The organism is Pseudomonas sp. H1_G08 (genome assembly GCF_054681355.1).
Genome location: NZ_CP162822.1, coordinates 1,323,335 through 1,345,332, shown reverse-complemented (window position 1 = coordinate 1,345,332; position 21,998 = coordinate 1,323,335). Strand labels below are relative to the sequence as shown.

Sequence of the window (21,998 nt, the reverse complement as noted above, 5' to 3'; positions counted from 1 at the left end):
TCTGGCCAGCCCGTCAGGGCATCCACTGCCACGGCGGCTGGCACCGACGCTACATTCAAACGCCATCCACCGCCGGATAATCCCCATACCCTTCCCAACCCTGGCTGAACCAAGTGCTCATTTCGCTTTCCGCCAATGGCAACTGCCGAGCGAATCTCAGCGGCAGATCCGGATTGGCTATAAACGGCCGTCCAAACGCAATCGCATCGGCGAGCCCGGCATCCAGTTGCGCTTGTGCCCTGGCGAAACCGTAGTCCGAATTGAGGATCAGCACGCCTTTGAACACGTCGCGAATCATCCCGGCCAGTGGCGGGCGTTCGGACTTGCCGAAGGTGCCGTCCAGCGGTGGTTCGCGGACTTCCAGATGAGCGATGCCAATCGCTGACAGCACTTCGGCGGCGCGGATGAACAGCGCTTCGGGATCGCTGTCGCGGATGCCCTGCTCGTAGCTGCTTGGAGTCAAGCGCACGCCAGTGCGGTCGGCGCCGATGACTTCGGCCACCGCCTCGGTCACTTCCTTGAGCAAGCGGATACGGTTGTTGATCGAGCCGCCGTACGCATCGGTGCGAAAATTGTCGCTGTCGCGCAGGAACTGGTCGAGCAGATAGCCGTTGGCGGCGTGGATCTGCACGCCATCGAAACCCGCCTCGATTGCGTTGCGAGTGGCCTGACGAAAGTCTTCCAGCAGTGCGGGAATTTCTTCCAGCGGCAACGCACGCGCCGGTGTATACGGCTGCTTGCCGGCGTACGTATGCGCCTGTCCCGGCGCGGTGGTGACCGATGCGGAAACCGGCTGGCCGCCGCCAAGGAAACTCGGGTGCACGACCCGGCCCATGTGCCAGAGCTGCGCGATGATCCGGCCGCCAGCGCCATGCACGGCATCGGTGACCTTGCGCCAGCCGGCGACCTGTTCGGCCGACCAAATGCCTGTCGCATACGGCCAGCCCAGACCTTGCTGGCTGATGCCGATCGCTTCGGAAATGATCAGGCCGGCACTGGCGCGCTGGCGGTAATACTCGACCATCATCTCGGTCGGGACGTGCTCGCGAGTGCCGCGCGCGCGGGTCATCGGTGCCATCAGGATGCGGTTGGGCAAATCGAGCGCGCCGAGGCGCACGGAATCAAATAACGATGTCATGTTCAGGCTCTCAAAAAGGTGGGCAGGATCAAACCAGGCGTGCGCCGCCGTCGATGTTGAGCACGGCGCCGTTCATGAAGGTGTTGCTCATCAGGAAAACCACTGCCGCGCCCGCTTCTGCAGCTGTGCCGAGGCGATGCAGGGGCAGCACCTGCTCAAGAGAAGCGACAAATGCATCCCGCCCCTCGCCCAGTGCCTTGCCCAGAATCGGGGTGTTGATCGGGCCGGGCGAAAGCGTGTTGACTCGCACCGGTGCCAACTCAAGGGCCAGACCGCGAGCCAGTGCTTCCATGGCTGCCGAGGCGGCGGCGAGTACGGCGGTGCCGTAGGCATTCGGGCGATCAGCGAGAGAACCGGAGATAAACGTGATCGAGCCGTCTTTTGCCAGCCTGTCGCCAAGGACCCGAATCGCATTGATCGATGCCCAGATGCGTTCGTCGAACGCGCGGTGCAGATAATCGAGATCAGCCGCGCGCACGGTGCCAGCGACAAACGTGCCGGCGAGCAGAACGAGGTGATCGACCTGAAGGATATCGGCCAGTGCAGTATCGAGAGCCTGGCTATCGGTCACGTCGGCCGCGCGCCAGCCATCGAGCCCGTGCTCGCTGGCGGCCTGCTCGGCACGTGCAGCGTTCGAGCCGATGACGATGACCTTGGCGCCAGCGGCTTTCGCTTGCACCGCAGCGGCCAGGCCGATGCCGGAGGTGCCGCCGAAAATGACCACGGTTTTGTCGGTGAGTGTGGAAGGCAGGGTTTGGCTGATGTTCATGCTGAGTCTCCGTCTGGAACACCTGAATGGCGTTCGATGGGCAAAGACTACGTTTTGGAAGCCACATTGATAATTGGGCCAGAAGTCGCTTTACTAGTGCCATGAAGGCACAAATTGGATTGGATCGTTTAACCGGGCTCATCGCCTTTGCACGAGCGGCTTCGCTGGGCAGCTACACGGCTGCCGCTCGGGCACTGTCGGTGTCGCCGTCGGCCATCAGCAAAAGCGTGCAACGGCTCGAAGAGCATTTCGGCCTGATGCTGTTTACTCGCACCACGCGCTCGCTGGTACTCACCCCGGAGGGCCGTGATCTATACGAACGGGCGCTGCGGATTCTGCGCGAAGTCGAAGACATCGATCAGGCCGCCGTTGCTTCACGCGCTGAGCCATCGGGCGTATTGAAGGTCACCGCGCCGTTGCCGATTGGACTGAATATCCTCGCGCCGGCCCTGCCGAGATTTCGCGAGCAATATCCAAAGGTGACGATCGATCTACGACTCGGCGATCAGTATGCCGACCTCATCGAGCAAGGCATTGATGTCGCGGTTCGGGTTGGCAATCTTGCCGACTCACGTCTGATCTCTCGGCCGCTTGGACCACATCGAATCGGTGCGTTTGCCTCGCCGGACTATTTGCAGCGCAAGGGTACTCCGCTTACGGCCGAGGATCTCGCCGAGCACGAGTGCGTGAATTTCCGCTATCAAAGCACCGGGCAGAGTTTGCGCTGGCCGTATCTGGCCGGTGACAGACAGTTGGAACTGGCACCCGACGCGGCCTTCACCGTTGATGCCAGCGATGCGGTCGCGGCGGTGCTGGCTGCCGGCGGCGGCATCGGTATTTCGCCGCACTACGTAGCGGCGGCGTATGTTCGTCGGGGCGAACTGGTCCCGGTGCTGCCACAGTTCACCGTCGAACGCTTCGCCATTACCGCGTTGTGGCCGGAGAGCCGTCGCGGTAGCCCGAATGTCAAAGCGTTCACGGCGTTTTTGCTTGAGTTGTTCCCTGCAACGCCGCCTTGGGATGAGGTCATCCAGACGTACGTAGAGGGTTCAGGTCCGGCCTGACGGTTCATAGCGAACGTTTTGCAATCCACTGCTTGTACTGTCCGGTGCGAAAGAACATCGCCAACTGTTGTGACAGCAATCGCGCAACCTACTGTGGAAACGGGCTTGCTCGCGAAAGCGCTCTGCCGGTCGCCATCTGTGTTGACCGTTCTGGCCCCTTCGCGAGCAAGCTCGCTCCCACAGGTTTTTTGGCATGGCTGGGGATTGGTGGCGTGCCAGCACCGACTGGTTTTCGTCAGTGCGCCAATTCTCATCGTCCCGCCCCCAGTCCATAACCTTTGAACTGACTTGAAACCTGTACGCGTCGGCAGGCCAATCAAGCGCTCACGTTGCCCGAATCACTTATGCACAAGCAGCGACTTGCGCGCTGCCTTGTCCTGCTTCATGGCGGCGATTTCCCGCTCGCACGCTTCGACATCGAACGACTTGTCCCATTTGGCGATGGCGATGGTGCCGATGCCGTTACCGATCAGGTTGGTCACGGCTCGCGCCTCGTTGAGGAAGCGGTCGATGCCCAGCAGCAACACCAGGCCCACCAGAGGTATCGAGTGAATGGTGGTGAGGGTGGCCGCGAGTGTCACAAAACCTGCTCCCGCCACTCCGGCCGAGCCCTTGGACGTGAGTAGAAATACGCCGAGCAGAATCATCTGATCCATGAAGGTCAGCGGCGTGTTGGTCGCCTGGGCGATGAAGATCGCCGCCATGGTCAGGTAGATGCAGGTGCCGTCCGCGTTGAAGGTGTAGCCCGTGGGCAGGACCATGCCGACCACGGATTTCTTGCAGCCGAGCTTTTCCAGTTTGACCATCATTCGCGGCAGCACCGCTTCGGTCGAACAGGTGCCCAGGGTGATCAGGATTTCATCTTTGAAATAACGCAGAAACTGCATCAGCGGCATGCCCGACCATCGCGCCACCGCGCCCAATACAACGACTATGAAAATCAGCGTGGTGATGTACAGCGCGACCAGCAACTGCCCCAGCGACAGCAAGGTGCCGATGCCGTACTTACCGATAGTGAACGCCATGCCAGCCCCCGCGCCCAACGGCGCCAGACGCATGACCATCGCCACGATTTTGAACAGGCCTTGCAGGAACAGGTCGATGGTGTTGATCAGCGGTTTGCTGGTTTCGCCCATTTGCACCAAGGCGACGCCCATCAGCACCGACAACAGAATCACTTGCAGCATGACGCCATTGGAGAAAGCGCCGAGGAAGGTGTGCGGAATGATATTGAGGAAGAATTCGACCAGACCGCCCTGCTCGCTCGCCGCCTGGCTGTATTTGTTGACAGCGCTGCCATCGAGGGTACCGGCGTTGATGTTCATGCCGGCACCGGGCTTGACCACGTTGACTACGATCAGGCCGACCACCAGAGCGATGGTGGAAAGAATCTCGAAGTAGATCAGCGCTTTCACACCGATGCGACCGACCTCCTTGATACTGCCCATCTTGGCGATACCGACCACCACCGTGCCGAAAATGATCGGCGCCAGGAGCATCTTGATCAGCTTGATGAAACCGTCGGCGAACGGCTGCAGCTTGGCGCCGATGTCGGGCACGAAGTAACCGATGGCAGCACCGATGACGATGCCGATCAGCACTTGCACATAGAGCTGGCTGTACCAGCGTGATTTTGAAGTTTCCACGGAAGCACCTCATTTTATTGTTGTGGTGGGCATGTGGCTTTGGCGTCGAGGATGACGCCTGAGGGTGCGGCCTCGGCAAACGAGGCCGCAGATGAAACCGAATCAGCCCTCGCCCAGTTCGCGCATGACGGCATACAGCGCAGATTTGGCTTCGAAGCCTACCCCCGGGATATCCGGCAGCCCGACGTAGCCGTTCTCCACGCGGATGCCATCGGCAAACCCGCCGAATGGCTGGAACACGTCCGGGTACGATTCGTTGCCGCCCAGGTGCAGACCAGCGGCGATGTTCAGCGACATCTGGTGACCACCATGTGGCACCACGCGGCGCGAAGACCAACCCAGCTCTTCCATCACTTTCAGGGTGCGCATGTACTCGACGAGACCGTAGGACAGCGCGCAGTCGAATTGCAGGTAATCGCGGTCAGGGCGCATGCCGCCGTGGCGCAACAGGTTGCGGGCGTCCTGGTGAGAGAACAGGTTTTCGCCGGTGGCCATCGGCAGTTCGTAATGATTGGCCAGCTCGGCCTGGAGCGCATAATCCAGCGGGTCGCCGACTTCTTCGTACCAGAACAGGTTGTACTTCTTGATCGCTTCGGCGTACGCGATACCGGTCTGCAGATCGAAGCGGCCGTTGGCATCGACCGCCAGGCGCTGGCCGTCGCCCACCACTTCGAGCACCGCCTCAATGCGGCGGATATCTTCGTCCAGCGGCACCGCGCCAATCTTCATCTTGACCACGTCGTAGCCACGATCCAGATAGCTCTGCATTTCGGCCTTGAGCTTGGTCTGGTCCTTGCCCGGGTAGTAATAACCACCCGCCGCATACACCCAGACCTTGTCATCGGCGACGCCGTTGCGATAACGATCGGCAAGCAGGCGATACAGCGGCTTGCCTTCGATCTTCGCTACCGCATCCCACACCGCCATATCGATGGTGCCTACCGCTACTGAACGCTCGCCATGCCCGCCCGGTTTTTCGTTGGTCATCAGGGTTTTCCAGATGGCGAACGGATCGAGGTTATTGTTCTCGTGATCGATCAGGGTTTCAGGGTCGGCCTCGGTGATCCGCGCCAGAAAACGGTCGCGCATCAACGCGCCCTGGCCGTAGCGACCGTTGGAGTTGAAGCCGTAACCGATGACCGGTTTGCCGTCGCGGATCACGTCGGTAATGACCGCGACGACCGAGCAGGTCATCTTCGAAAAGTCGATGTAGGCATTGGCGATCGGGGAAGCGATGGAGACGGTTTTTTCACGGATATCGACGATACGCATGACGGGTTCCTCTTGTTGTGGTGGGCCAACGTTATGCGTTGCGACGACACCCGCCCAATGCTATTAATGCCGCGCCCTATGCACAGGAGGCATTGCCCTTGGAACTGGTTTGGCTTGAGGATTTTTCAGCGCTGGCCGAATACGGCAGCTTTGTCCGGGCCGCTGAAGCGCGCCATGTGACGCAGCCGGCATTCAGCCGTCGGGTGCGTTCACTGGAGAACTGGATGGGCGTGGAATTATTCGTGCGCACTCCGCAGGGCGCGACGCTGACCGAGGCCGGCAGGCAGATTTTGCCCAGCGCTCAGGAAGCGGCCAGACGCCTTTACCGCATGCGCTCCGAGGCCCAGGAAGTGGCCGGCATGGCCGCGAAAACCTTGCAGTTTGCTGCCACTCACTCGCTGTCATTCACCTTCTTCCCACGCTGGTTGCGCAGCGCCGAAAGTGGCGCGCCGATCGACGCGGTTCGCCTGCATTCCGACAGCATGGCCGTGTGCGAACAGATGCTGATTCATGGTCAGGTGCAATTTCTGTTGTGCCATCGCCACCCCGACGTTCCGCCGTTGCTGGCGCCTGATCAGTTCATTGGCAAGAAGGTCGGCGAAGACGTGCTCGTGCCGCTAGCGAGTGCTTCAGCCCAGTTCGACACATCGCCTGAAACCCTGCCCTATCTGGCCTACACCCACGAATCCGGCCTGGGCCGAATCGTCGCCCACAGGTTGCATGGCAAGGCCGATTATCTGCATTTGAAACCGCTGTTCAGCAGCCATCTGGCGGCAGTGCTGATGTCGATGGCGCTGGAAAGCAAAGGCGTCGCCTGGCTGCCGAAAAGCCTGACCGAACAGGAAATGGCCGACGGGCGCCTGGTCAGGGCGCTGGATGAAAGTTGGGATATTCCGCTGGAAATACACCTGACTCGCCCGACCGCGCCGATCAGCCCTTCGGCGGAGGAATTCTGGGCGAAGCTGGGAGAGTAACTCTATCGAGCAGCCCCTCACCCCAGCCCTCTCCCGAGGGAGAGGGAGCCGATTTGGGTGCTGTTCAAGAACTGAGTTCGACCCGGTATTTCAGGTCGGCGAATTTCTACCAAACACCTCGGTCAGTCCCCTCTCCCTTCGGGAGAGGGTTAGGGTGAGGGGCTTTTGTCCTTTGACTCGATTTATGCCACCGTGAGCCCCGTCCATTGCTCCGAAACCGCCCAAAGTCGCTCAGCCAGCTCAGCATCCGCCGCCCATTGCGCAACGCCCTTGCGGCCCGCTTCAGGTTGATTGATCGGCGCAACATTGCAGTCTTCGCAATACACGCCACCCAAATCCGCAAGCAATGCACTGGTCGCACACCACAATCCCGTCGCGGCGCCCTGCTCCAGCGTTTTCAGACCGTTGTGGGCATCCAGCCGTGGCCGGCCCTGCTCATCCAGCGCATCGAATGCGGCAAGTTCCGCTGTGCTGAGGTGCCGTGCCAGATCCGTCAGAATCTGCCCCGGATGCAATGAGAACGCACGAACGCCATGACTGCGCCCGCGACGATCGAGCGCCATGGCGAACAAGGCATTGGCCGTTTTCGACTGACCATACGCGACCCATTTGTCATACGGCCGTTGCAGGAAATCAATGTCGTCAAAGTCGATCCCGGCAATCTGGTGCCCGCGCGATGACACTGACAGCACCCGCGCCTGTCCAGCTTTGACCAGCGCCGGCCAAAGGCCGCAGGTCAGGCGATAGTGGCCCAAGTGATTGGTCGCGAACTGGCTTTCATGGCCATCGGCATCGCGCAGCAACGGCGCGGCCATGACTCCGGCGCAGTTGATCAGCAATGACACTGGCTGACCCGCGCTGACCACGCTTTGGCTGAACGCCGCCACCGATTCAGCCTGCATCAGGTCCATGGGCATCACGCGGACACCTTCAACACCCGCCAATGCCACCTCTGCCCGCTCCGTATCTCTGGCCGGCACAATGACCTGCGCTCCTGCCGCCGCGAGGCTTTTCACCGTCAGCAGACCCAGGCCGGAATAGCCGCCGGTGACCACCGCGAGCTGCCCGCGCAGATCGATGCCGGCCATGACTTCAGCCGCTGTGCTCGCGGCGTTGAACGGTGATTGCACAGGTTGTTGGAGCGTAGCCATGAGCGTTAATCCTGAGTGAGCTATCGAAGGTCTTCATTCTTGGCTAAGCTCTCGGGACGAACCAGTCTGATAAATCCAGGTTTCTGTCGTGATCATCCAAAATCCTGCTGGCGATCCGCTTTCTGCCGTATTGGCACTCTCCGAGTTGCAAGCAGCCTGCTCGGTTCGCTTGCAAGCGGGAGGCGTCTGGGCGCTGCGATTTCACCCCATCGAACTGAAATTCAACGTGGTGCGACGAGGCGAATGCTGGTTGCGCATGCAGGGCTTGCCGGCGCAGTTGCTGCGGGCCGGCGACTGTTTTGTGGTGTCGCGCACGCCGTTCATTCTGGCCAGCGGCGCCGACGTCGAGGCGGTGAATGCCGCGGATGTTTTTGCCCATGACGGCGCCTCGGCGACGTTTGGCGTCGGCGAGGAAGTCGAGCTGCTGGGCGGCAGCGTGTCGCTATCGGGACCCGGCGCAACCGAACTGCTCGACGTGCTGCCGACCTCGCTGATCATTCGCGCCGAGGCCACAGGTGCCTCGTCGTTTGGTTGGCTGCTGGATGAACTGGAGCGCGAGTGGCCATCACACCAGGCCGGCTCGCAGGCGATGTGCAACGATCTGCTGCGGCTGATCTTCATCCATGCGCTGCGCCATCACATCAACAGCGCGGATGCCGAACAATTGTCTTGGCTGGGCGGGCTACGGGAACCGGCGATTGCCGGCGTCTTGCGCGCCGTTCACGCTGCTCCGCAGAAGCCTTGGCGACTGACGCAAATGGCCGAGATTGCCTGCATGTCGCGCTCCGGTTTCGCCGCGCTGTTCAAGACACGCATGGGTCTGGCACCGGTCGAATACGCCACGCGCTGGCGGATGCGCGTAGCCGCGTTCCGCTTGCGCAATGGTCGGGACAATGTGGCCACTGTCGCCGCGTCACTGGGCTACCTGTCCGACGCGGCGTTTGGCGCTGCCTTCCGCCGCGTGCACGGCATATCGCCGGGCCAATACCGCCGCGATCCACTCCTGTAGGCCAATGATCGAGGTTATGATCGCGACAACCGCCGCCAAGGACATCCGCCGATACCTGCCATGAAAACCCGCCCCACCCCCGCGCCATTGCTCAAGCCAGGCGAAACCGTGGTGCTGTTCGACGGCGTGTGCAAACTGTGCAAAGGCTGGGCGCGCTTTCTGATTCGCCATGACCATCAGCGCCATGTGCGTCTGGCGACCGTGCAATCGCCCGAAGGCCAGGCCTTGCTGGCGTGGGCCGGTTTGCCCCTGGATGAGTTCGACACCATGGCGGTGATCCGCGACCGGCAGTTCTGGGAACGCTCGGATGCGTTTCTCGAAGTGGTCGGGCAACTGCCAGGGCGCTGGCAGCCGCTGAAACTGCTGCGGATTTTCCCGCGCCGCCTGCGTGACTGGGCTTACGATCGAATCGCGCTGAACCGCTATCGGCTGTTCGGCAGGTACGACACTTGTCTGCTGCCAACAGCGGATCATGAAAGCCGCTTTCTAAAAGCCCACGGTTAACCCGACCAGTTGCACCGGCGTCATCTTCGTCACCATCATCAGCACGATGACAAACATCCCGGCGAACCCGGCAATGCCCATCCAGAACCACCAGCGGTAAGTGCTAGCAAAGCGATCATCCAGAGGCAGGCCACTCTCGCCCGCGCTCAGCGCCATCTTCTGCAGACGCTTTTGCAATACAAGTACAGGCAGCCACAGTGCGCCTACGCAGAAGAAAATGATCAGCGAAGTCAGCAGCCATTCAGTGCTCATCGAAAGCCCGGAAAGCCGCATCAGCAGATAGCCGGTAATGACCTGCACAAACCCGGCCGGCGTGGTGATCCACGTATCAAAGCACACCACCATTCGTGCGACATGGGCGATCACTTGCGGGTTGCCGCTGCGGCTGGCGGCGATCAGGTAGAGGTAGGAACCCATGCCGAAACCGAAGAGGAAAATCGCCGCGATTACATGCAGGTACTTCAGGCAGAGATAGAGCATCTCAACGCTGCCCATCGGAGAATTGAACCGACAGGCTCAAGTTGGCCGGATCGTTGATGGCCGCCAGATATTCATCGACGCTGATTTCGCCAACACACGGCCGCGCGCCAGGTTGCGGTGCATAACCCCGCGCCATTTTGATTGCCAGGGCGACGGCGGCGCAGCTGGGGATTTCCGGGCCTTTGTCATTCAGCGCGGTGAGTTGCGCGGTCATGCTCAGCGGCTGGTCGTCAACCCCGATGCCCTGAACATCGATGTACATCGCGCTCTTGCCATCACCGAAACGTTCGAACCACGTACCCAGGCGATGCAGGCGCGCCGCCCAGCGCACATGATCGCGCACCAGACCGAAGCGCAAGGCTTGCGCCAGCAAGGCATTGGCGACACCGCCGAGCTTCAGGCCAGCGCCAGCCTTGAAGCGCAGTGTGTGCGCACCATAGCGGCGGGCAAATATATCCATGTCAGGTACATCGACATTGGCCAGCACCCGGGTGCCCAGTTGTGGCATCGTGCGCACGGTCAGATCGAGCCAGCCCGGCACTTCGTGTACCTGGCCGTGCTTCAATTGCTTGATCGGCTTACCGGCATAGGCGAGCACGCCCTCGACCGTGGACAGCCCCGGCATCTTCGCCGAGGAGGAAATGCCATGCTCGATCGAATCGATTCGCGCAAAGCGCTGGCGCTGCTGATCGATGATTGCCGAAGACAAGGTCGGCACCGAACTGCAACCGCTGAGCACGGCCACACCAGCCTCCCTGGCGCGGGCGTCGAGCACATCAATGCCGTTGACGAAGATGCGGCAGTCAGCCAGATCGCAATAATTCACACCGGCGCCGATGCAGCTTTCAGCAACTGCGTAGGATTGCCCCTGAAACGGCCCGCCGGTGTGCACCACCAACTGAACATTCAACTCTCGCAACGCCGCTTGAAAACCTGCGCCCATTGCATCGCCGCACCAGCCTTCGCACGGACGGCCTGATTGCGCTTGCAACTCAGCGACCTTGCCCTGCAACTTGCGCGCATCGCGGCCCGACAACAGCAGTTCAATCTCTGGCATGAGCGCCAGATGCCGACAAACGATACTGCCGAAATTGCCGTAACCACCGACGACCATCACCCTGAATGCCATTGCCCTTTCCCTGTTCCAGCCTAAACGTGTGGCGCAGAGGATATAGGGCGCAGCGGCGACCAGACATTTATTTTGCAACCGGGTATCACCGCGTCCGCTTGTCCCAGGCAAAAAGAATGAACCCAACGCCCCTATCGTCGCCTAACGCACAGACCATCAGGAGCTAAGCCTATGCAAATCGAAACCGTGTGGATCGTATTGGCGGTCATTCTTGTGCTGATCGAGCTTTGGGCCATCAATCGGGTGCGTAAAAGCGAAGGGAAATCCAGTAGTAAAGGCGTGTGGATCGTACTGATCGTGTTCGTGCCGCTGTTCGGCCTGATCGCCTGGGCGTTGGCGGGACCCAAGCATGTCGGTCGCATTTCGCCTTCCCAGGCTAACCGGTGACCCACGGGTGCAGGCCCGTCTGAAGTATCACCACAGCCCGGCTTTTGCCGGGCTTGTTATATGCAATGCCCGCCGCGCGGATTTCTTGCAGGCTGCACGAAAGCATTGTGCCTGCTTCGATGCCAGCCCTTGATTTAGAAGGGTTGCGCTTGATCGGCGAGTTGGCATGAGTCCTGCGATAGCCTCTTCCTGAATACACAGCAGCGCGAAAAAGAACGCTGTGTTCAATCCGTGAAAAGCAGAGGCCTCAAAAAATGAATGCCATCGACCTTCTCAAAGCCGACCATGAAAAAGTCAAAGCCATCCTCAGCCAACTGAGTGAGTCCACCGACCGTGCGCTGAAAAAACGCGTCGAGTTACTGGGCAAACTGGAAATGGAAATCACCATCCACACCCGCCTCGAAGAAGAGATTCTCTACCCTGCGTTCAAGGAAGCCGGCAGCAAGGAAGAAGACATCATGTATTACGAAGCCAAGGAAGAGCACCGCACCGTGGATTCGCTGGTACTGCCTGATCTGAAAGAAACCGATCCAGGCAGCCCGGAATTTGCCGGTCGGGTCAAAGTGGTCAAGGAACTGCTGGAGCACCACATCGAGGAGGAAGAAGAGGAAATGTTCCCGAAAGCGCAGAAGCTTCTGGGCAAGGCCAAGCTCGAGGAACTGGGCGCGCAAATGGAAGCCATGAAGGCGAGCCACAAAAAGGAAATGGCGGCCAACAAAATCGCCGCTTGAAGTGTTGAAGACACCGAAGCCCGGCGGCAATGCCGGGCTTTTTTTGCGCGCCCAAACTGGCCCTCGCTTCCACATTGGATATACGTATGTCCGGCAATTCCTGAACAAGCCACGAAACCTGTGGGAGCGAGCCTGCTCGCGAAGGCGTCAGGTCAGCCACATCATCTATGACTGACACTCCGCTTTCGCGAGCAGGCTCGCTCCCACAGGGTCAGTGTCGGTCTTGATGCAGGTTGTGATCAAACCGCCCAAGGTGGCGCCGGATCGAATGTGGATTCAATCCACTCCTTGAACGCCACCACCGCCGCCGCTGGAAACCGCGATGACGGTCTGACCAGATAAACGCCGCCCGCCGAATCCAGATGCCAGTCGGGCAGCACGTGAATCAACCGACCTGCCGCCAGATCGCGGCTCATCAGCCAGTCGCCGGCACCGAGTATGCCGGCGTCGGCGCGGGCGGCGGCGAGCAGGGATTCGCTGTCGCTGGCAGTCAGGTTGCCGTGGGGCGTGATGGTCTGCACCTCGTTGCCGCGATGCAGGCGCCACAGCGGGAACGACGCCAGCCCACTGAAGCGCAGGCAATTGTGCTGCAGCAGATCCTGTGGTGTCTGCGGCATGCCATGGGCCTCGATGTACGTCGGTGATGCGCAAAGAATCCGCCGATGGTCACTGAGCTTTTTTGCAATCAGCCGATTGTCCTCAAGCTCGCCGATGCGGATAGCCGCGTCGAAACCCTGCTCGATGATGTCGACCAGGCCTTCGCTGTAATCGGCGATTACCGAAACATGCGGATGAGCCTTGAGAAACTCCGGCAGCAGCGGTCCCAGCCACAAGCGCCCCATCGCCGCCGGCAAAGCCAGACGCAACGTGCCGCGCACTTCGCTGGCGCCCTGCACCGCTTGTTGCTGCGCTTCGTTCATCAACTCGACGGCCGCGCGCAAGCGTTGTTCAAGTTGCAGGCCGGCCTCGGTGATACGCACGTGTCGCGTCGAGCGTTCCACCAACCGCACGCCCAGTCGCTTCTCCATCGCCGCGAGGCGCTTGGAAACGATGGTCGGATGACGCTGCAACAAACGCCCCGCCGCGACAAACGAGCCTTGCGCGGCGACGGCCAGGAAAGCAGCGATTTCATCGCTGTGCGGGTTGCTCAGAACATCCAGATTCATGGTTTTAGAATGATCGCCCCTGATGATCGCCCCGATTCAAGATCGGCATGCGCTTGTGCCGCGTCGGCCAATGAATACCGCGCGCGAATTTGCGGCGTGATGATACCGGCGGACACCGCAGCCAGCACGTCTTGCGCGCGCTCCTGATATTCGGCTGTCGTGGTGGTGTGCGCGGCCAGCGACGGACGGGTCAGGAACAGCGAGCCCTTGGCGTTCAGCGTGGCCATTTCCACCGCCGCCGGCGCGCCGGTCTGCGCGCCGAACGAGACCATCAATCCGCGTGGGCGCAAGCTGTCCAGCGAGGCCTGAAAAGACACCCGACCAATCGGGTCATACACCACGTCGACCTTGCGCCCCTCGGTGATACGCAACACATCGGCGGCGAGGGTTTCGGCATCGAACACCAACACTTCGTCACAACCGGACGCGCGAGCCTTGTCGACACTGGCCTGCTTCGACACCACACCGATCACCGTTGCGCCAAGGTGTTTGGCCCATGGCACCATGATTTCCCCCAGACCTCCCGCGACGCCGTAAACCAGCATTGTCGTGCCCGGCCCGACCGGATAAGTCGCCTTCAGCAGATACTGCGCGGTGATGCCTTTGAACAACACCGCCGCCGCATCTTCGAACGACAACTCATTGGGGATCTTCACCAGACGCTCCGCCGGAAACAGCCGCGCCGAGGCGTAACCACCCAAGGGGCCAGTGGCATAAGCAACTCGATCGCCGACGCGGACATTGCTCACACCGGCACCGACCGCTGCCACCCGACCCGCGCCTTCCAGACCCAACCCCGAAGGCAACGCCACCGGCACTGCACCTTTGCGCTGGCTGACATCGAGGTAATTAACGCCCACCGCCGCTTGCTCCAGCCAGACCTCGCCAGCCCCGGGGGTCTGTTCGCTGACAGTGTGCAGTTGCAGGACGTCCGGTGCGCCGGTTGCGGTGAAGCGAATTGCGTTGGCCATGGTCATCTCCATTGATTTGTTAAGCGTTGAGCTCAGTCTGAAAGCTCAGTAGTCAACGAACAACCCAACCTGAATGCAGTTCATTGCTGCATCTGATGCAGCTATGCATGAATAAAAAAGGAGCGGCAGGTGCTGCCACTCCTCTTTGCAGAATCAATCGAACGCGCCGTTGAGCACCTCGTAGATCAGCCCGGTAGCCAGCGCGACGAGGATCAGGTCGGTGCCAACCTGTTGCCATTCGTAGCCGTCGTAATGAGGCAAATGGCCGAGCAGACGCCCGTCCAGCTTCTTGGCGATGCCTGGTGGCAGCGGTTTGCCCCGCGCCAGATTCTTCTGAACGCCAGGCGGCAGCGCTGGCCCCGGATTCCAGTATTCGCCGCGATAGCCGTCGACGATGCCGAGAATATTGCCGCGATCAATGCTCGGAGCACCGCCGCCATTGCCAGAGTGTTGCTGGCCTTTATTGCCATTGCCCTGACCGCCCCCACCCTGTTTACCATGATCCTGCATGTTCTGCGGTTTGCCCTTGCCGTTGCCCTGGCCGCCCTGGCCCTTGCCATTGCCGGGGTCGGCCAGTGCCGTCGTGCTGCCGACTACAAGCGCGAGGCAAGACAGCGCGACAATCAATCTGCGAGCTTTTCTCATGTGCGATTCCTTCGGTTTGGGGGGGCTTGAGTTGGGGGGAATGTGCTCAGCTTAGTGGATTTCTCCTTGCTGACCACTCGGCCTTGCGTCAGGATTCCCACCCTCTCCACCCGCGATCGAAAAAACATGAATCGTCAAAAGAAGCTGCAGCAGTTGTTCAAGGAAAAAGCCAAAAAGGCCAACGCCAAACTGGCGCCGAAAAAGCCCAAATACATCTGCAAGGCTGATCGCCTGAAGCTGGAAGCCGAAGCCGCGCAGGCTTCAGTGGAAAATACCGAGAGCTGAGTCAGGCTTTCTGCCGCGACGTCAGCCACGTCATCAGCGCCGCCAGCACCAGCAATGCCGCGCTGGCGAAGAAGGTCAGCCGATAGCCACTGCCGTCGAACAGCAGACCACCGACGGTCGACCCCGAAGCGATCGACAACTGCACCACCGCCACCATCAGCCCACCGCCGGCTTCGGCATCGTCAGGCAGCGTGCGCGCCAGCCACGACCACCAGCCCACCGGCGCGGCGGTCGCGATCAATCCCCACACGCCCAGCAACACGAACGTCGCGACCACTGAACTGCCCATCCCAATGAGCGCCACTGCGATCATCGCCATCAACAGCGGGATGGCGATCACCACGCGATACAGCCCCTTCTTCAACACGGAACCGATGACCACGGTGCCGATAAAGCCGGCCACACCAATGACCAGTAAAATCATCGACAGCACCGAAACATCGACCCGGGTCACGGTTTCCAGAAACGGTCGCAGGTAAGTGAACAGCACAAACTGGCCCATGAAGAACAGACCTGCGCCGAGCATGCCGAATGCCACCCGGCGGCTTTTGAACAACGCAAAGCCGTTGGCTGCGCTGGCTTTGCGTGGCGCGGCGGGGAGCGCGGGCAAGCTGATCCATTGCCAGAGCAGCGCAATCAACGCCACCGGTATCAGGCAGAAAAACGCCCCGCGCCAGCCAATCACACTGCCGAGATAACTGCCCAGCGGCGCCGCGACCACCGTAGCCAAAGCATTGCCGCCGTTAAAAATTGCCAATGCCTTGGGCACGCTGGCGGAGGGCACCAGACGCATGGCCAACGCTGCCGACATCGACCAGAAGCCGCCAATCACCACGCCGATCAATGCGCGACCGATCATGTAAACCGTGTAGTTTGGCGCCAGGCCCACCACCAGCCCGGACGCACACATCAGCGCCGTCAACAGCAGCAACAGGCGCTTGCGATCCATCGAACCGGCAAGCCTGGTGATCGTCAGGCTGGTCAGCACCGCGAACGCGCCGGAGATGGCGATGCCGTAGCCGGCCAGGCCTTCGCTGATGTGCAAGTCCGTGGCCATGGGCGTGAGCAGACTGACCGGCATGAACTCGGAGGCGATCAGCGCGAAGACACACAGGGTCATGGCGAACACGCCGCTCCAGTACGCCGGTTGCTCGCCGGCAGTGGACACGCCCATGGGCTGGTTTGTCGGGTTGTCGATTGCTTGGGCCGTCATGCAAAAACCTGTTTGGAAGAACAAATGGTCGAGGCACTTCTGCCCCGCTACTCAGGCTGCAAAGCTTGACGGATCGGGCTTAACTTGATTAGTAGCGGTAATCTTCATGTGCTTTTGAGAAAAATTCAGCAATGAGCAACGCCAAAGTCAATGACCTGCAGGCCTTTCTGGCGGTGGCGCAGGATCAAAGCTTCACCAAAGCCGCTGCTCGCCTCGGCGTCACGCCTTCTGCGTTGAGTCATACGGTCCGCGCGCTGGAGCAGCGTCTGGGTATCCGCTTGCTGGCTCGCACGACGCGCAATGTCTCGCCGACCGAGGCTGGCGAACGCTTGATGCGTTCGATTGCGCCGCTGTTCGAGCAGATCAGCGCCGAGCTCGAAGCCCTTGGCGAATTGCGTGACAAGCCCAGCGGTACGATCCGGATTTCCTGCACGGACGATCAGATTGAGTTGTGCATTCGGCCGATGCTTGCAAAGTTTTTGCAGGACTATCCGGACATCACCTTGGAGTTTTACGTCGATTATGGTTTCACCAATGTTGTCAAGGAGCGCTTCGACGCTGGTATTCGTCTCGGTGAATCAATCAGCAAAGACATGATCGCCGTACGCATCGGCCCGGACTGGCGCCTGGCCGTGGTGGCCTCGCCCGATTACTTCGCCCGCCACCCGGCCCCCGCCACGCCCCATCAGTTGACGGAACACACCTGCATCAACATCCGCCATCAACCGGCCGGCGCGATTTACGCCTGGGAGTTTGCGCACAAGGGTCAGGATTTCAGCGTGAAGGTCGACGGGCAGTTGGTGTTCAACAGCATCATGCACGTGCTCAATGCCGCCGTGGATGGCATCGGCGTGGCGTACGTGCCCGAGCAATTGGTCGCGCCGTATCTGGCCGACGGGCGACTGGTAGAAGTGCTGGAAGAGTGGTGCCCGACGTTTCAGGGCTATCACCTGTACTACCCGAACCGGCGCCAAGGCTCGGCAGCGTTTGCAGCGTTTGTCGAAGCACTGAAATACAACCGCTGACAAACGCAACTCTTCAATCCAAGCCAAATCCCTGTGGGAGCGGGCTTGCCCGCGAAGGCGTCGGCACATTCAACCTCATCATCGCCTGACCCAGTGCTTTCGCGAGCAGGCTCGCTTCCACAATGGTCCGGGGCAAGGCCAAAATCTTCAGCGCAACCAAAATCCCTGTGGGAGCGAGCCTGCTCGCGAAGGCGCCAGATCAGATACATCCACATTGAATGACACACCGCTTTCGCGAGCAGGCTCGCTCCCACAATGATCCGGGTCAAGGCTACGTTTTTACAGGCTGGCTCACCACAGCGGCGCACCGAATGACCGTCGTACAACGACGAAGGGAGGCCCATTGCAGACCTCCCTCGTTTCTCCCCGTCAGGATGTACCCAGACCCTGCGACAGATCCGAAGAAGACGGCCGCGCCGGTTCCGGTTTGGTTTCGACTTCGGTTTGTTCAGTGGTTCGGGTCACGGTGTCACGCACGGTTTCATACCCTTCCTGAGCTTTTTGCTTGGCTTTGTCGACCATGCCAGCGCTGGTGCGGCCCATGTAGCGCTGTTCAGTGGAGGTGGTCGGCAACGCCGCGCCGAGCAAGGCACCCAAAGCGACCCCAGCGGCAGCCACCATCAGCGGTTGCTCCTTGAGCAGGTGACTGAACTGCTGGCCAAGCACCTGCGAATTGCGCGACAACCGGTCACCGGCGTCATGCATCGCATGGCTCAGGTTTTCCTTCGCCGCACCGACGTTTTCACCAAGGTGGCTGGCCTTGCCTTTCAGCGACTGGTAGCCGTCCTTCAGCGAGTCAGTAGTCGAGTGCAAATGCGCGCGCGCACTGTCGATGCCGTCGGCCAGACCGTCGGCCCACTCGCCGGCCTTGTCCTGATCCGGCCCGCTGCGATAGGTCGGCTGCGGCACGGGTGGGCGATTCTGGCTGATCATCAACCAGAGCAGCCCCACGGAAGTCAGCACCGCTGGCACCGGATTATTGCGCACGCTGGTGCCGAGATTGGTGAAGAACGTCGAGCCGTTGCTCTGCATCATCCCCCAGGCCTGATCGATCATCTGCCCGGGGGTGAACTTGCTCTCCAGTTGATCGACGATGTTGCCGATGCTCGCGCGCTGCGCATCGATTTCGCGCTCGATCTGCTCCGGGCTTTTTTCCGCTTCGATATCCAGTTCGCTTTTCATGAGACTTTCCTCCGCAGCGCTTCCTGATCCTTGTTCAAGGCGTCGAGGGTGCGATCAGGTTTGAAGTGAGATGGCTCGAATTGCTTTTTCCCGGATTGCAGCATGGCGAAGCCGATGATCATCACCACCACGCCGACGATCAGCGCGGCCAGCCATGGCGCCATGAACATGCTCAGGCCGTACACCGCCGACATCAACAGAATGATGAAGCCGGCGAGGAACACGATCGCGCCGCCGGCCACCGCAGCGATGCCCGCCTTCAGCGTGCTGAGGCTGTCGTGCAGTTCGGCTTTTGCCAGTGCCAGTTCCTTGGTGAACAAGGCCGGGACTTCGCGCGACAGTTGTCGCAACAGGCCGACCACGGAGGCGTCATCCGTTTGGCCGAGGGGCCTTGCCCCGCTCAGATCAGATTCATCTCTGTTCATCACAGTTCTCCTTTGGCGTCGGGTGCGTGCGGTACGGAAGCCGCGGCAAAATCAGAGGGGTGATCGCTGTCACTGGGCGAGGTCGGGGTGATGCCGGTGGCCAGTCCCGGATTGGCGTGGGCCGATGGCGGCACTGACGATTCATAGGGCCGCTTCGCGCCGTAATCGGCTGGCGGTGGCGTCGAGGTGGAGCCCGCCGCTGGATCGTGTTCGGCACTGACCGTCGCTGCTGCAGAGGTGCCTGCTTTGAGAAACCGCGACAGGCCGAAACCGATGGCAATGCTGCCGGCGATGAACAATCCCGGATTGCTGCGCGCCAGATCCGCTGCATCGTGCAGCAACTGTTCGGCACTCTTGCCACGCAGATTGCCTGCCAGCCCGGTCATGGAGTCCGCCATGTCGGTCAGGTAGTCGGACATGCCCAGCGTGTCCTTGTCCTGCAGCTCCGAGACAAAGCTTTTCGCCCCTTGCGCCAAGGCTTCGATCTGCTCGGCCGCCGTGTCGCGATACTGGCCGAATTGCGCATCGGCCTGCTGCCGCGCACCGCCCAGTGCTTCGCTGACGTTGTCCTTCAAATGATCAAAACTTTGCTCAGGCTTGCCGTTGGGATCACCTGATTCATACCCTGACCTGCTGTCTGAAGTATTCATGTCGCCCCTCGCCTTCTCACTGAAAACGCAAAAACGGAGCTACACGGCAACATTGCCTCGAGCCCCCACATAGGAGATGACGGAGCAGCTTGCGCGAGAGTTCAAACAGGTTGATGAGCGTGCAGCATCAGGTCTGGATCAGTGACGAAAGGTTGCGCTTGGCAGGATTGTGTTGAGCTTCTGCGCCGGTCTGCGGTCAAGACAAGGCACGGGGGTGCATCCAGATGATGGCAGTGAAACCCTCAACGCCGCCGATAGATGGCAGAATCCCCACACCCTGATCACTTCGGAGACCGCAATGCTTCGCCTGTTTGAAGAAAGGCTCGACCCCTTCCCGCCCGACGAGGCGCCGCCACCGCCAGTCGGCCTGATGCGTTTCTTGTGGGCCTGCACCCGGGGCGCGCGCGGTTACATTCTGGCCTTCGCCCTGCTCAGCGCCAGCGTGTCGATCTACGAGGCATGGCTGTTTTCGTTCCTCGGGCAAGTGGTGGATCTGCTCTCGACCTGGCAATCCGGCGGCGCTGCTGGTGATGAGGAAAGCCGCGTGTTGTGGGGCATCGGCATTGTGCTGGTGGTCAGCATCGGGCTGGTGGCGCTGCGCACGATGGTCCAGCACCAGATCCTCGCGATCAATCTGCCGCTGCGCCTGCGCTGGGACTTTCACCGGTTGATGCTGCGGCAAAGTCTGTCGTTCTTCTCCGACGAGTTCTCCGGCCGGGTCACGACCAAGGTCATGCAGACTGCGTTGTCGGTGCGCGAGGTGTTGTTCACCTTGATCGAAATTCTCCCCGGCATTGGCGTGTACTTCATCGCGATCATTGCGCTGGCTGGTGGCTTTGCATTGAAGTTGATGCTGCCGTTCCTGGCGTGGATCGTTTTGTTCGGGCTGGCGATGGTGTATTTCGTCCCGCGTCTGGGCAAGGTCGGCCAGGAACAGGCCGATGCGCGCTCGTCGATGACCGGGCGGATTGCCGACGCCTACACCAACATCACCACGGTCAAACTGTTCTCTCACTCCAAGCGTGAAGCGCATTTTGCCCGTGCGGCGATGGAAGATTTCAAGCTCACCGGGTTCCGCCAGATGCGTCTGGTCAGCCAGTTCGAGATCGTCAATCAGGCGCTGGTGGTCGCGTTGATTATCGGTGCCGGCGGTTACGCGCTGTGGCTGTGGCATCAGGGCGAAGTCGGCACCGGCGCTGTTGCGGCGATCACCGCCATGGCGTTGCGCATCAACGGCATGTCGCACTGGATCATGTGGCAGATGACGTCGCTGTTCGAAAACATCGGCACCGTGCAGGACGGCATGGCCACCCTGACCAGCGGCCCGAAAGTCCAGGACGCGCCGGATGCCAAAGTGCTGGAGCCGGCCGGCGGCGAAGTGGTTTTCGACAATGTCAGCTTCAACTACAACGGCGAACGCCAGGTGCTCGACGGCTTGACCCTGCACATTCGCCCCGGCGAAAAAATCGGCCTGGTCGGCCGCTCCGGTGCAGGTAAATCGACGCTGATCAACCTACTGCTGCGCTTCTACGACGTTGATCGCGGCGAGATCCGCATCGATGGGCAGAACATCGCCGAGGTGACTCAGGACAGTCTGCGCAGCGTGATCGGCATGGTCACCCAGGACACGTCACTGCTGCACCGCTCGATCCGCGACAACATCGCCTACGGACGCCCGGACGCCACCGACGAAGACATCCACCGCGCTGCGGTGAACGCCCAAGCCGATGGTTTCATCAGCCAGTTGAGCGACAAACAGGGCCACAGCGGCTACGACACGCTGGTCGGCGAACGCGGTATCAAGCTCTCCGGCGGCCAGCGCCAACGCATCGCCATCGCCCGGGTGATGCTGAAGAACGCACCGATCCTGTTGCTCGACGAAGCCACCAGCGCACTGGACTCGGAAGTCGAAGTGGCGATCCAGGAAAGCCTCGATGAAATGATGCAGGGCAAAACCGTGATCGCCATCGCCCACCGCTTGTCGACCATTGCGGCGATGGACCGGCTGATCGTCATGGACGAAGGCCGCATCATCGAGCAAGGCACCCACGCGCAATTGCTCGAGAAGAACGGCACCTATGCGCGGCTGTGGCAACACCAGAGCGGCGGGTTCCTCGGTGAGGATCGCGGTTTGGTTGAGGTGATGGAGGAGTGATCAGGCTGGAGGGCCGGGGCCGGCCCT

General features: G+C 60.7%; 23 protein-coding genes. 9 read left to right on the top strand and 14 right to left on the bottom strand.

All coding sequences use genetic code 11. From position 1 onward, the window contains the following. Nucleotides 1-55 precede the first annotated feature (55 nt). Nucleotides 56-1,138: an alkene reductase gene (locus tag AB4N85_RS06140; protein ID WP_150635635.1), complete on the bottom strand. Its 1,083-nt coding sequence runs from the start codon at nt 1,136-1,138 to the stop codon at nt 56-58. A 28-nt stretch (nt 1,139-1,166) separates the two neighbouring features. Further along, complete coding sequence (locus tag AB4N85_RS06135; RefSeq protein ID WP_056784894.1) at nt 1,167-1,907, bottom strand: SDR family oxidoreductase; 741 nt, start codon at nt 1,905-1,907, stop codon at nt 1,167-1,169. 26 nt (nt 1,908-1,933) lie between these two features. On the opposite strand from AB4N85_RS06135, the gene AB4N85_RS06130 reads away from it, so the two are divergent. Further along, nucleotides 1,934-2,971, top strand: a complete 1,038-nt coding sequence (locus tag AB4N85_RS06130; protein WP_236708157.1) for a LysR family transcriptional regulator — start codon at nt 1,934-1,936, stop codon at nt 2,969-2,971. A gap of 338 nt (nt 2,972-3,309) precedes the next feature. Here AB4N85_RS06130 and dctA read toward each other — a convergent pair whose 3' ends face one another. Together dctA and AB4N85_RS06120 are read right to left on the bottom strand one after the other, a co-directional pair. Continuing rightward, nucleotides 3,310-4,617 carry a C4-dicarboxylate transporter DctA gene (dctA, locus tag AB4N85_RS06125; RefSeq protein ID WP_042610193.1) on the bottom strand — a complete coding sequence of 436 codons (1,308 nt, stop codon included), beginning with the start codon at nt 4,615-4,617 and terminating at the stop codon, nt 3,310-3,312. A gap of 102 nt (nt 4,618-4,719) precedes the next feature. After that, nucleotides 4,720-5,889 carry a mandelate racemase/muconate lactonizing enzyme family protein gene (locus tag AB4N85_RS06120; protein WP_252883610.1) on the bottom strand — a complete coding sequence of 390 codons (1,170 nt, stop codon included), beginning with the start codon at nt 5,887-5,889 and terminating at the stop codon, nt 4,720-4,722. A 98-nt stretch (nt 5,890-5,987) separates the two neighbouring features. On the opposite strand from AB4N85_RS06120, the gene AB4N85_RS06115 reads away from it, so the two are divergent. Then, nucleotides 5,988-6,863, top strand: a complete 876-nt coding sequence (locus AB4N85_RS06115) for a LysR family transcriptional regulator (protein ID WP_323621023.1) — start codon at nt 5,988-5,990, stop codon at nt 6,861-6,863. Between the two features lie 182 nt (nt 6,864-7,045). Here the strand turns inward: AB4N85_RS06115 and AB4N85_RS06110 are convergent, their stop codons facing one another. After that, nucleotides 7,046-8,014, bottom strand: coding sequence for an oxidoreductase (locus AB4N85_RS06110; protein ID WP_323621024.1), 969 nt, complete (start codon nt 8,012-8,014; stop codon nt 7,046-7,048). Nucleotides 8,015-8,102: 88 nt separating this feature from the next. Between AB4N85_RS06110 and AB4N85_RS06105 the strand changes: the two genes are divergently transcribed. Both AB4N85_RS06105 and AB4N85_RS06100 read left to right on the top strand, forming a co-directional pair. Next, nucleotides 8,103-9,023: an AraC family transcriptional regulator gene (locus AB4N85_RS06105; protein ID WP_460067376.1), complete on the top strand. Its 921-nt coding sequence runs from the start codon at nt 8,103-8,105 to the stop codon at nt 9,021-9,023. Between the two features lie 51 nt (nt 9,024-9,074). Next, nucleotides 9,075-9,527 carry a thiol-disulfide oxidoreductase DCC family protein gene (locus tag AB4N85_RS06100; protein ID WP_460068326.1) on the top strand — a complete coding sequence of 151 codons (453 nt, stop codon included), beginning with the start codon at nt 9,075-9,077 and terminating at the stop codon, nt 9,525-9,527. On the opposite strand, the gene AB4N85_RS06095 is transcribed toward AB4N85_RS06100, so the two are convergent. Both AB4N85_RS06095 and AB4N85_RS06090 read right to left on the bottom strand, forming a co-directional pair. Next, entirely contained in the window at nt 9,510-10,007 is a 498-nt protein-coding gene (locus tag AB4N85_RS06095) for a DUF2269 family protein (protein ID WP_460067373.1), read from the bottom strand. The genes AB4N85_RS06100 and AB4N85_RS06095 overlap by 18 nt on opposite strands. A 1-nt stretch (nt 10,008) precedes the next feature. Continuing rightward, complete coding sequence (locus AB4N85_RS06090; protein ID WP_460067370.1) at nt 10,009-11,136, bottom strand: saccharopine dehydrogenase family protein; 1,128 nt, start codon at nt 11,134-11,136, stop codon at nt 10,009-10,011. A gap of 171 nt (nt 11,137-11,307) precedes the next feature. Between AB4N85_RS06090 and AB4N85_RS06085 the strand changes: the two genes are divergently transcribed. Then, nucleotides 11,308-11,523: a PLD nuclease N-terminal domain-containing protein gene (locus AB4N85_RS06085; protein ID WP_041480553.1), complete on the top strand. Its 216-nt coding sequence runs from the start codon at nt 11,308-11,310 to the stop codon at nt 11,521-11,523. Between the two features lie 254 nt (nt 11,524-11,777). Then, complete coding sequence (locus AB4N85_RS06080; RefSeq protein WP_016774305.1) at nt 11,778-12,254, top strand: hemerythrin domain-containing protein; 477 nt, start codon at nt 11,778-11,780, stop codon at nt 12,252-12,254. A 239-nt stretch (nt 12,255-12,493) separates the two neighbouring features. Here AB4N85_RS06080 and AB4N85_RS06075 read toward each other — a convergent pair whose 3' ends face one another. The 3 genes from AB4N85_RS06075 to AB4N85_RS06065 form a co-directional block, all read right to left on the bottom strand. Next, nucleotides 12,494-13,420, bottom strand: a complete 927-nt coding sequence (locus AB4N85_RS06075; RefSeq protein WP_252869253.1) for a LysR family transcriptional regulator — start codon at nt 13,418-13,420, stop codon at nt 12,494-12,496. Next, nucleotides 13,417-14,391 (bottom strand): quinone oxidoreductase family protein, encoded by a 975-nt coding sequence (locus tag AB4N85_RS06070; protein WP_252869252.1) that lies wholly within the window; start codon nt 14,389-14,391, stop codon nt 13,417-13,419. The genes AB4N85_RS06075 and AB4N85_RS06070 overlap by 4 nt, the downstream gene beginning before the upstream one ends. A 153-nt stretch (nt 14,392-14,544) precedes the next feature. After that, complete coding sequence (locus tag AB4N85_RS06065; protein WP_056784860.1) at nt 14,545-15,036, bottom strand: anti-virulence regulator CigR family protein; 492 nt, start codon at nt 15,034-15,036, stop codon at nt 14,545-14,547. 126 nt (nt 15,037-15,162) lie between these two features. Here AB4N85_RS06065 and AB4N85_RS06060 point away from each other — a divergent pair, with 126 nt between their 5' ends. Beyond that, entirely contained in the window at nt 15,163-15,321 is a 159-nt protein-coding gene (locus tag AB4N85_RS06060) for a DUF2986 domain-containing protein (protein WP_081932631.1), read from the top strand. Nucleotide 15,322: 1 nt separating this feature from the next. On the opposite strand, the gene AB4N85_RS06055 is transcribed toward AB4N85_RS06060, so the two are convergent. Beyond that, the gene (locus AB4N85_RS06055) at nt 15,323-16,534 is read right to left on the bottom strand and encodes an MFS transporter (protein ID WP_435406351.1); all 1,212 of its coding nucleotides are present in this window, start codon (nt 16,532-16,534) and stop codon (nt 15,323-15,325) included. A 131-nt stretch (nt 16,535-16,665) separates the two neighbouring features. On the opposite strand from AB4N85_RS06055, the gene AB4N85_RS06050 reads away from it, so the two are divergent. Then, entirely contained in the window at nt 16,666-17,559 is an 894-nt protein-coding gene (locus AB4N85_RS06050; protein WP_252869251.1) for a LysR family transcriptional regulator, read from the top strand. 369 nt (nt 17,560-17,928) lie between these two features. Here AB4N85_RS06050 and AB4N85_RS06045 read toward each other — a convergent pair whose 3' ends face one another. The 3 genes from AB4N85_RS06045 to AB4N85_RS06035 are packed head-to-tail and all read right to left on the bottom strand — an operon-like array spanning nt 17,929 to nt 19,816. Next, nucleotides 17,929-18,741, bottom strand: coding sequence for a DUF3618 domain-containing protein (locus AB4N85_RS06045; protein WP_252869250.1), 813 nt, complete (start codon nt 18,739-18,741; stop codon nt 17,929-17,931). Further along, nucleotides 18,738-19,166, bottom strand: a complete 429-nt coding sequence (locus AB4N85_RS06040; RefSeq protein ID WP_252869249.1) for a phage holin family protein — start codon at nt 19,164-19,166, stop codon at nt 18,738-18,740. The genes AB4N85_RS06045 and AB4N85_RS06040 overlap by 4 nt, the downstream gene beginning before the upstream one ends. Continuing rightward, a complete protein-coding gene (locus AB4N85_RS06035) occupies nt 19,166-19,816 on the bottom strand; it encodes a hypothetical protein (RefSeq protein WP_252869248.1) in 651 nt (216 codons plus the stop codon). Before AB4N85_RS06035 ends, AB4N85_RS06040 begins: the two co-directional genes overlap by 1 nt. 298 nt (nt 19,817-20,114) lie before the next feature. Between AB4N85_RS06035 and AB4N85_RS06030 the strand changes: the two genes are divergently transcribed. Then, nucleotides 20,115-21,971: an ABC transporter ATP-binding protein gene (locus tag AB4N85_RS06030; RefSeq protein ID WP_236169182.1), complete on the top strand. Its 1,857-nt coding sequence runs from the start codon at nt 20,115-20,117 to the stop codon at nt 21,969-21,971. Nucleotides 21,972-21,998 lie beyond the last annotated feature (27 nt).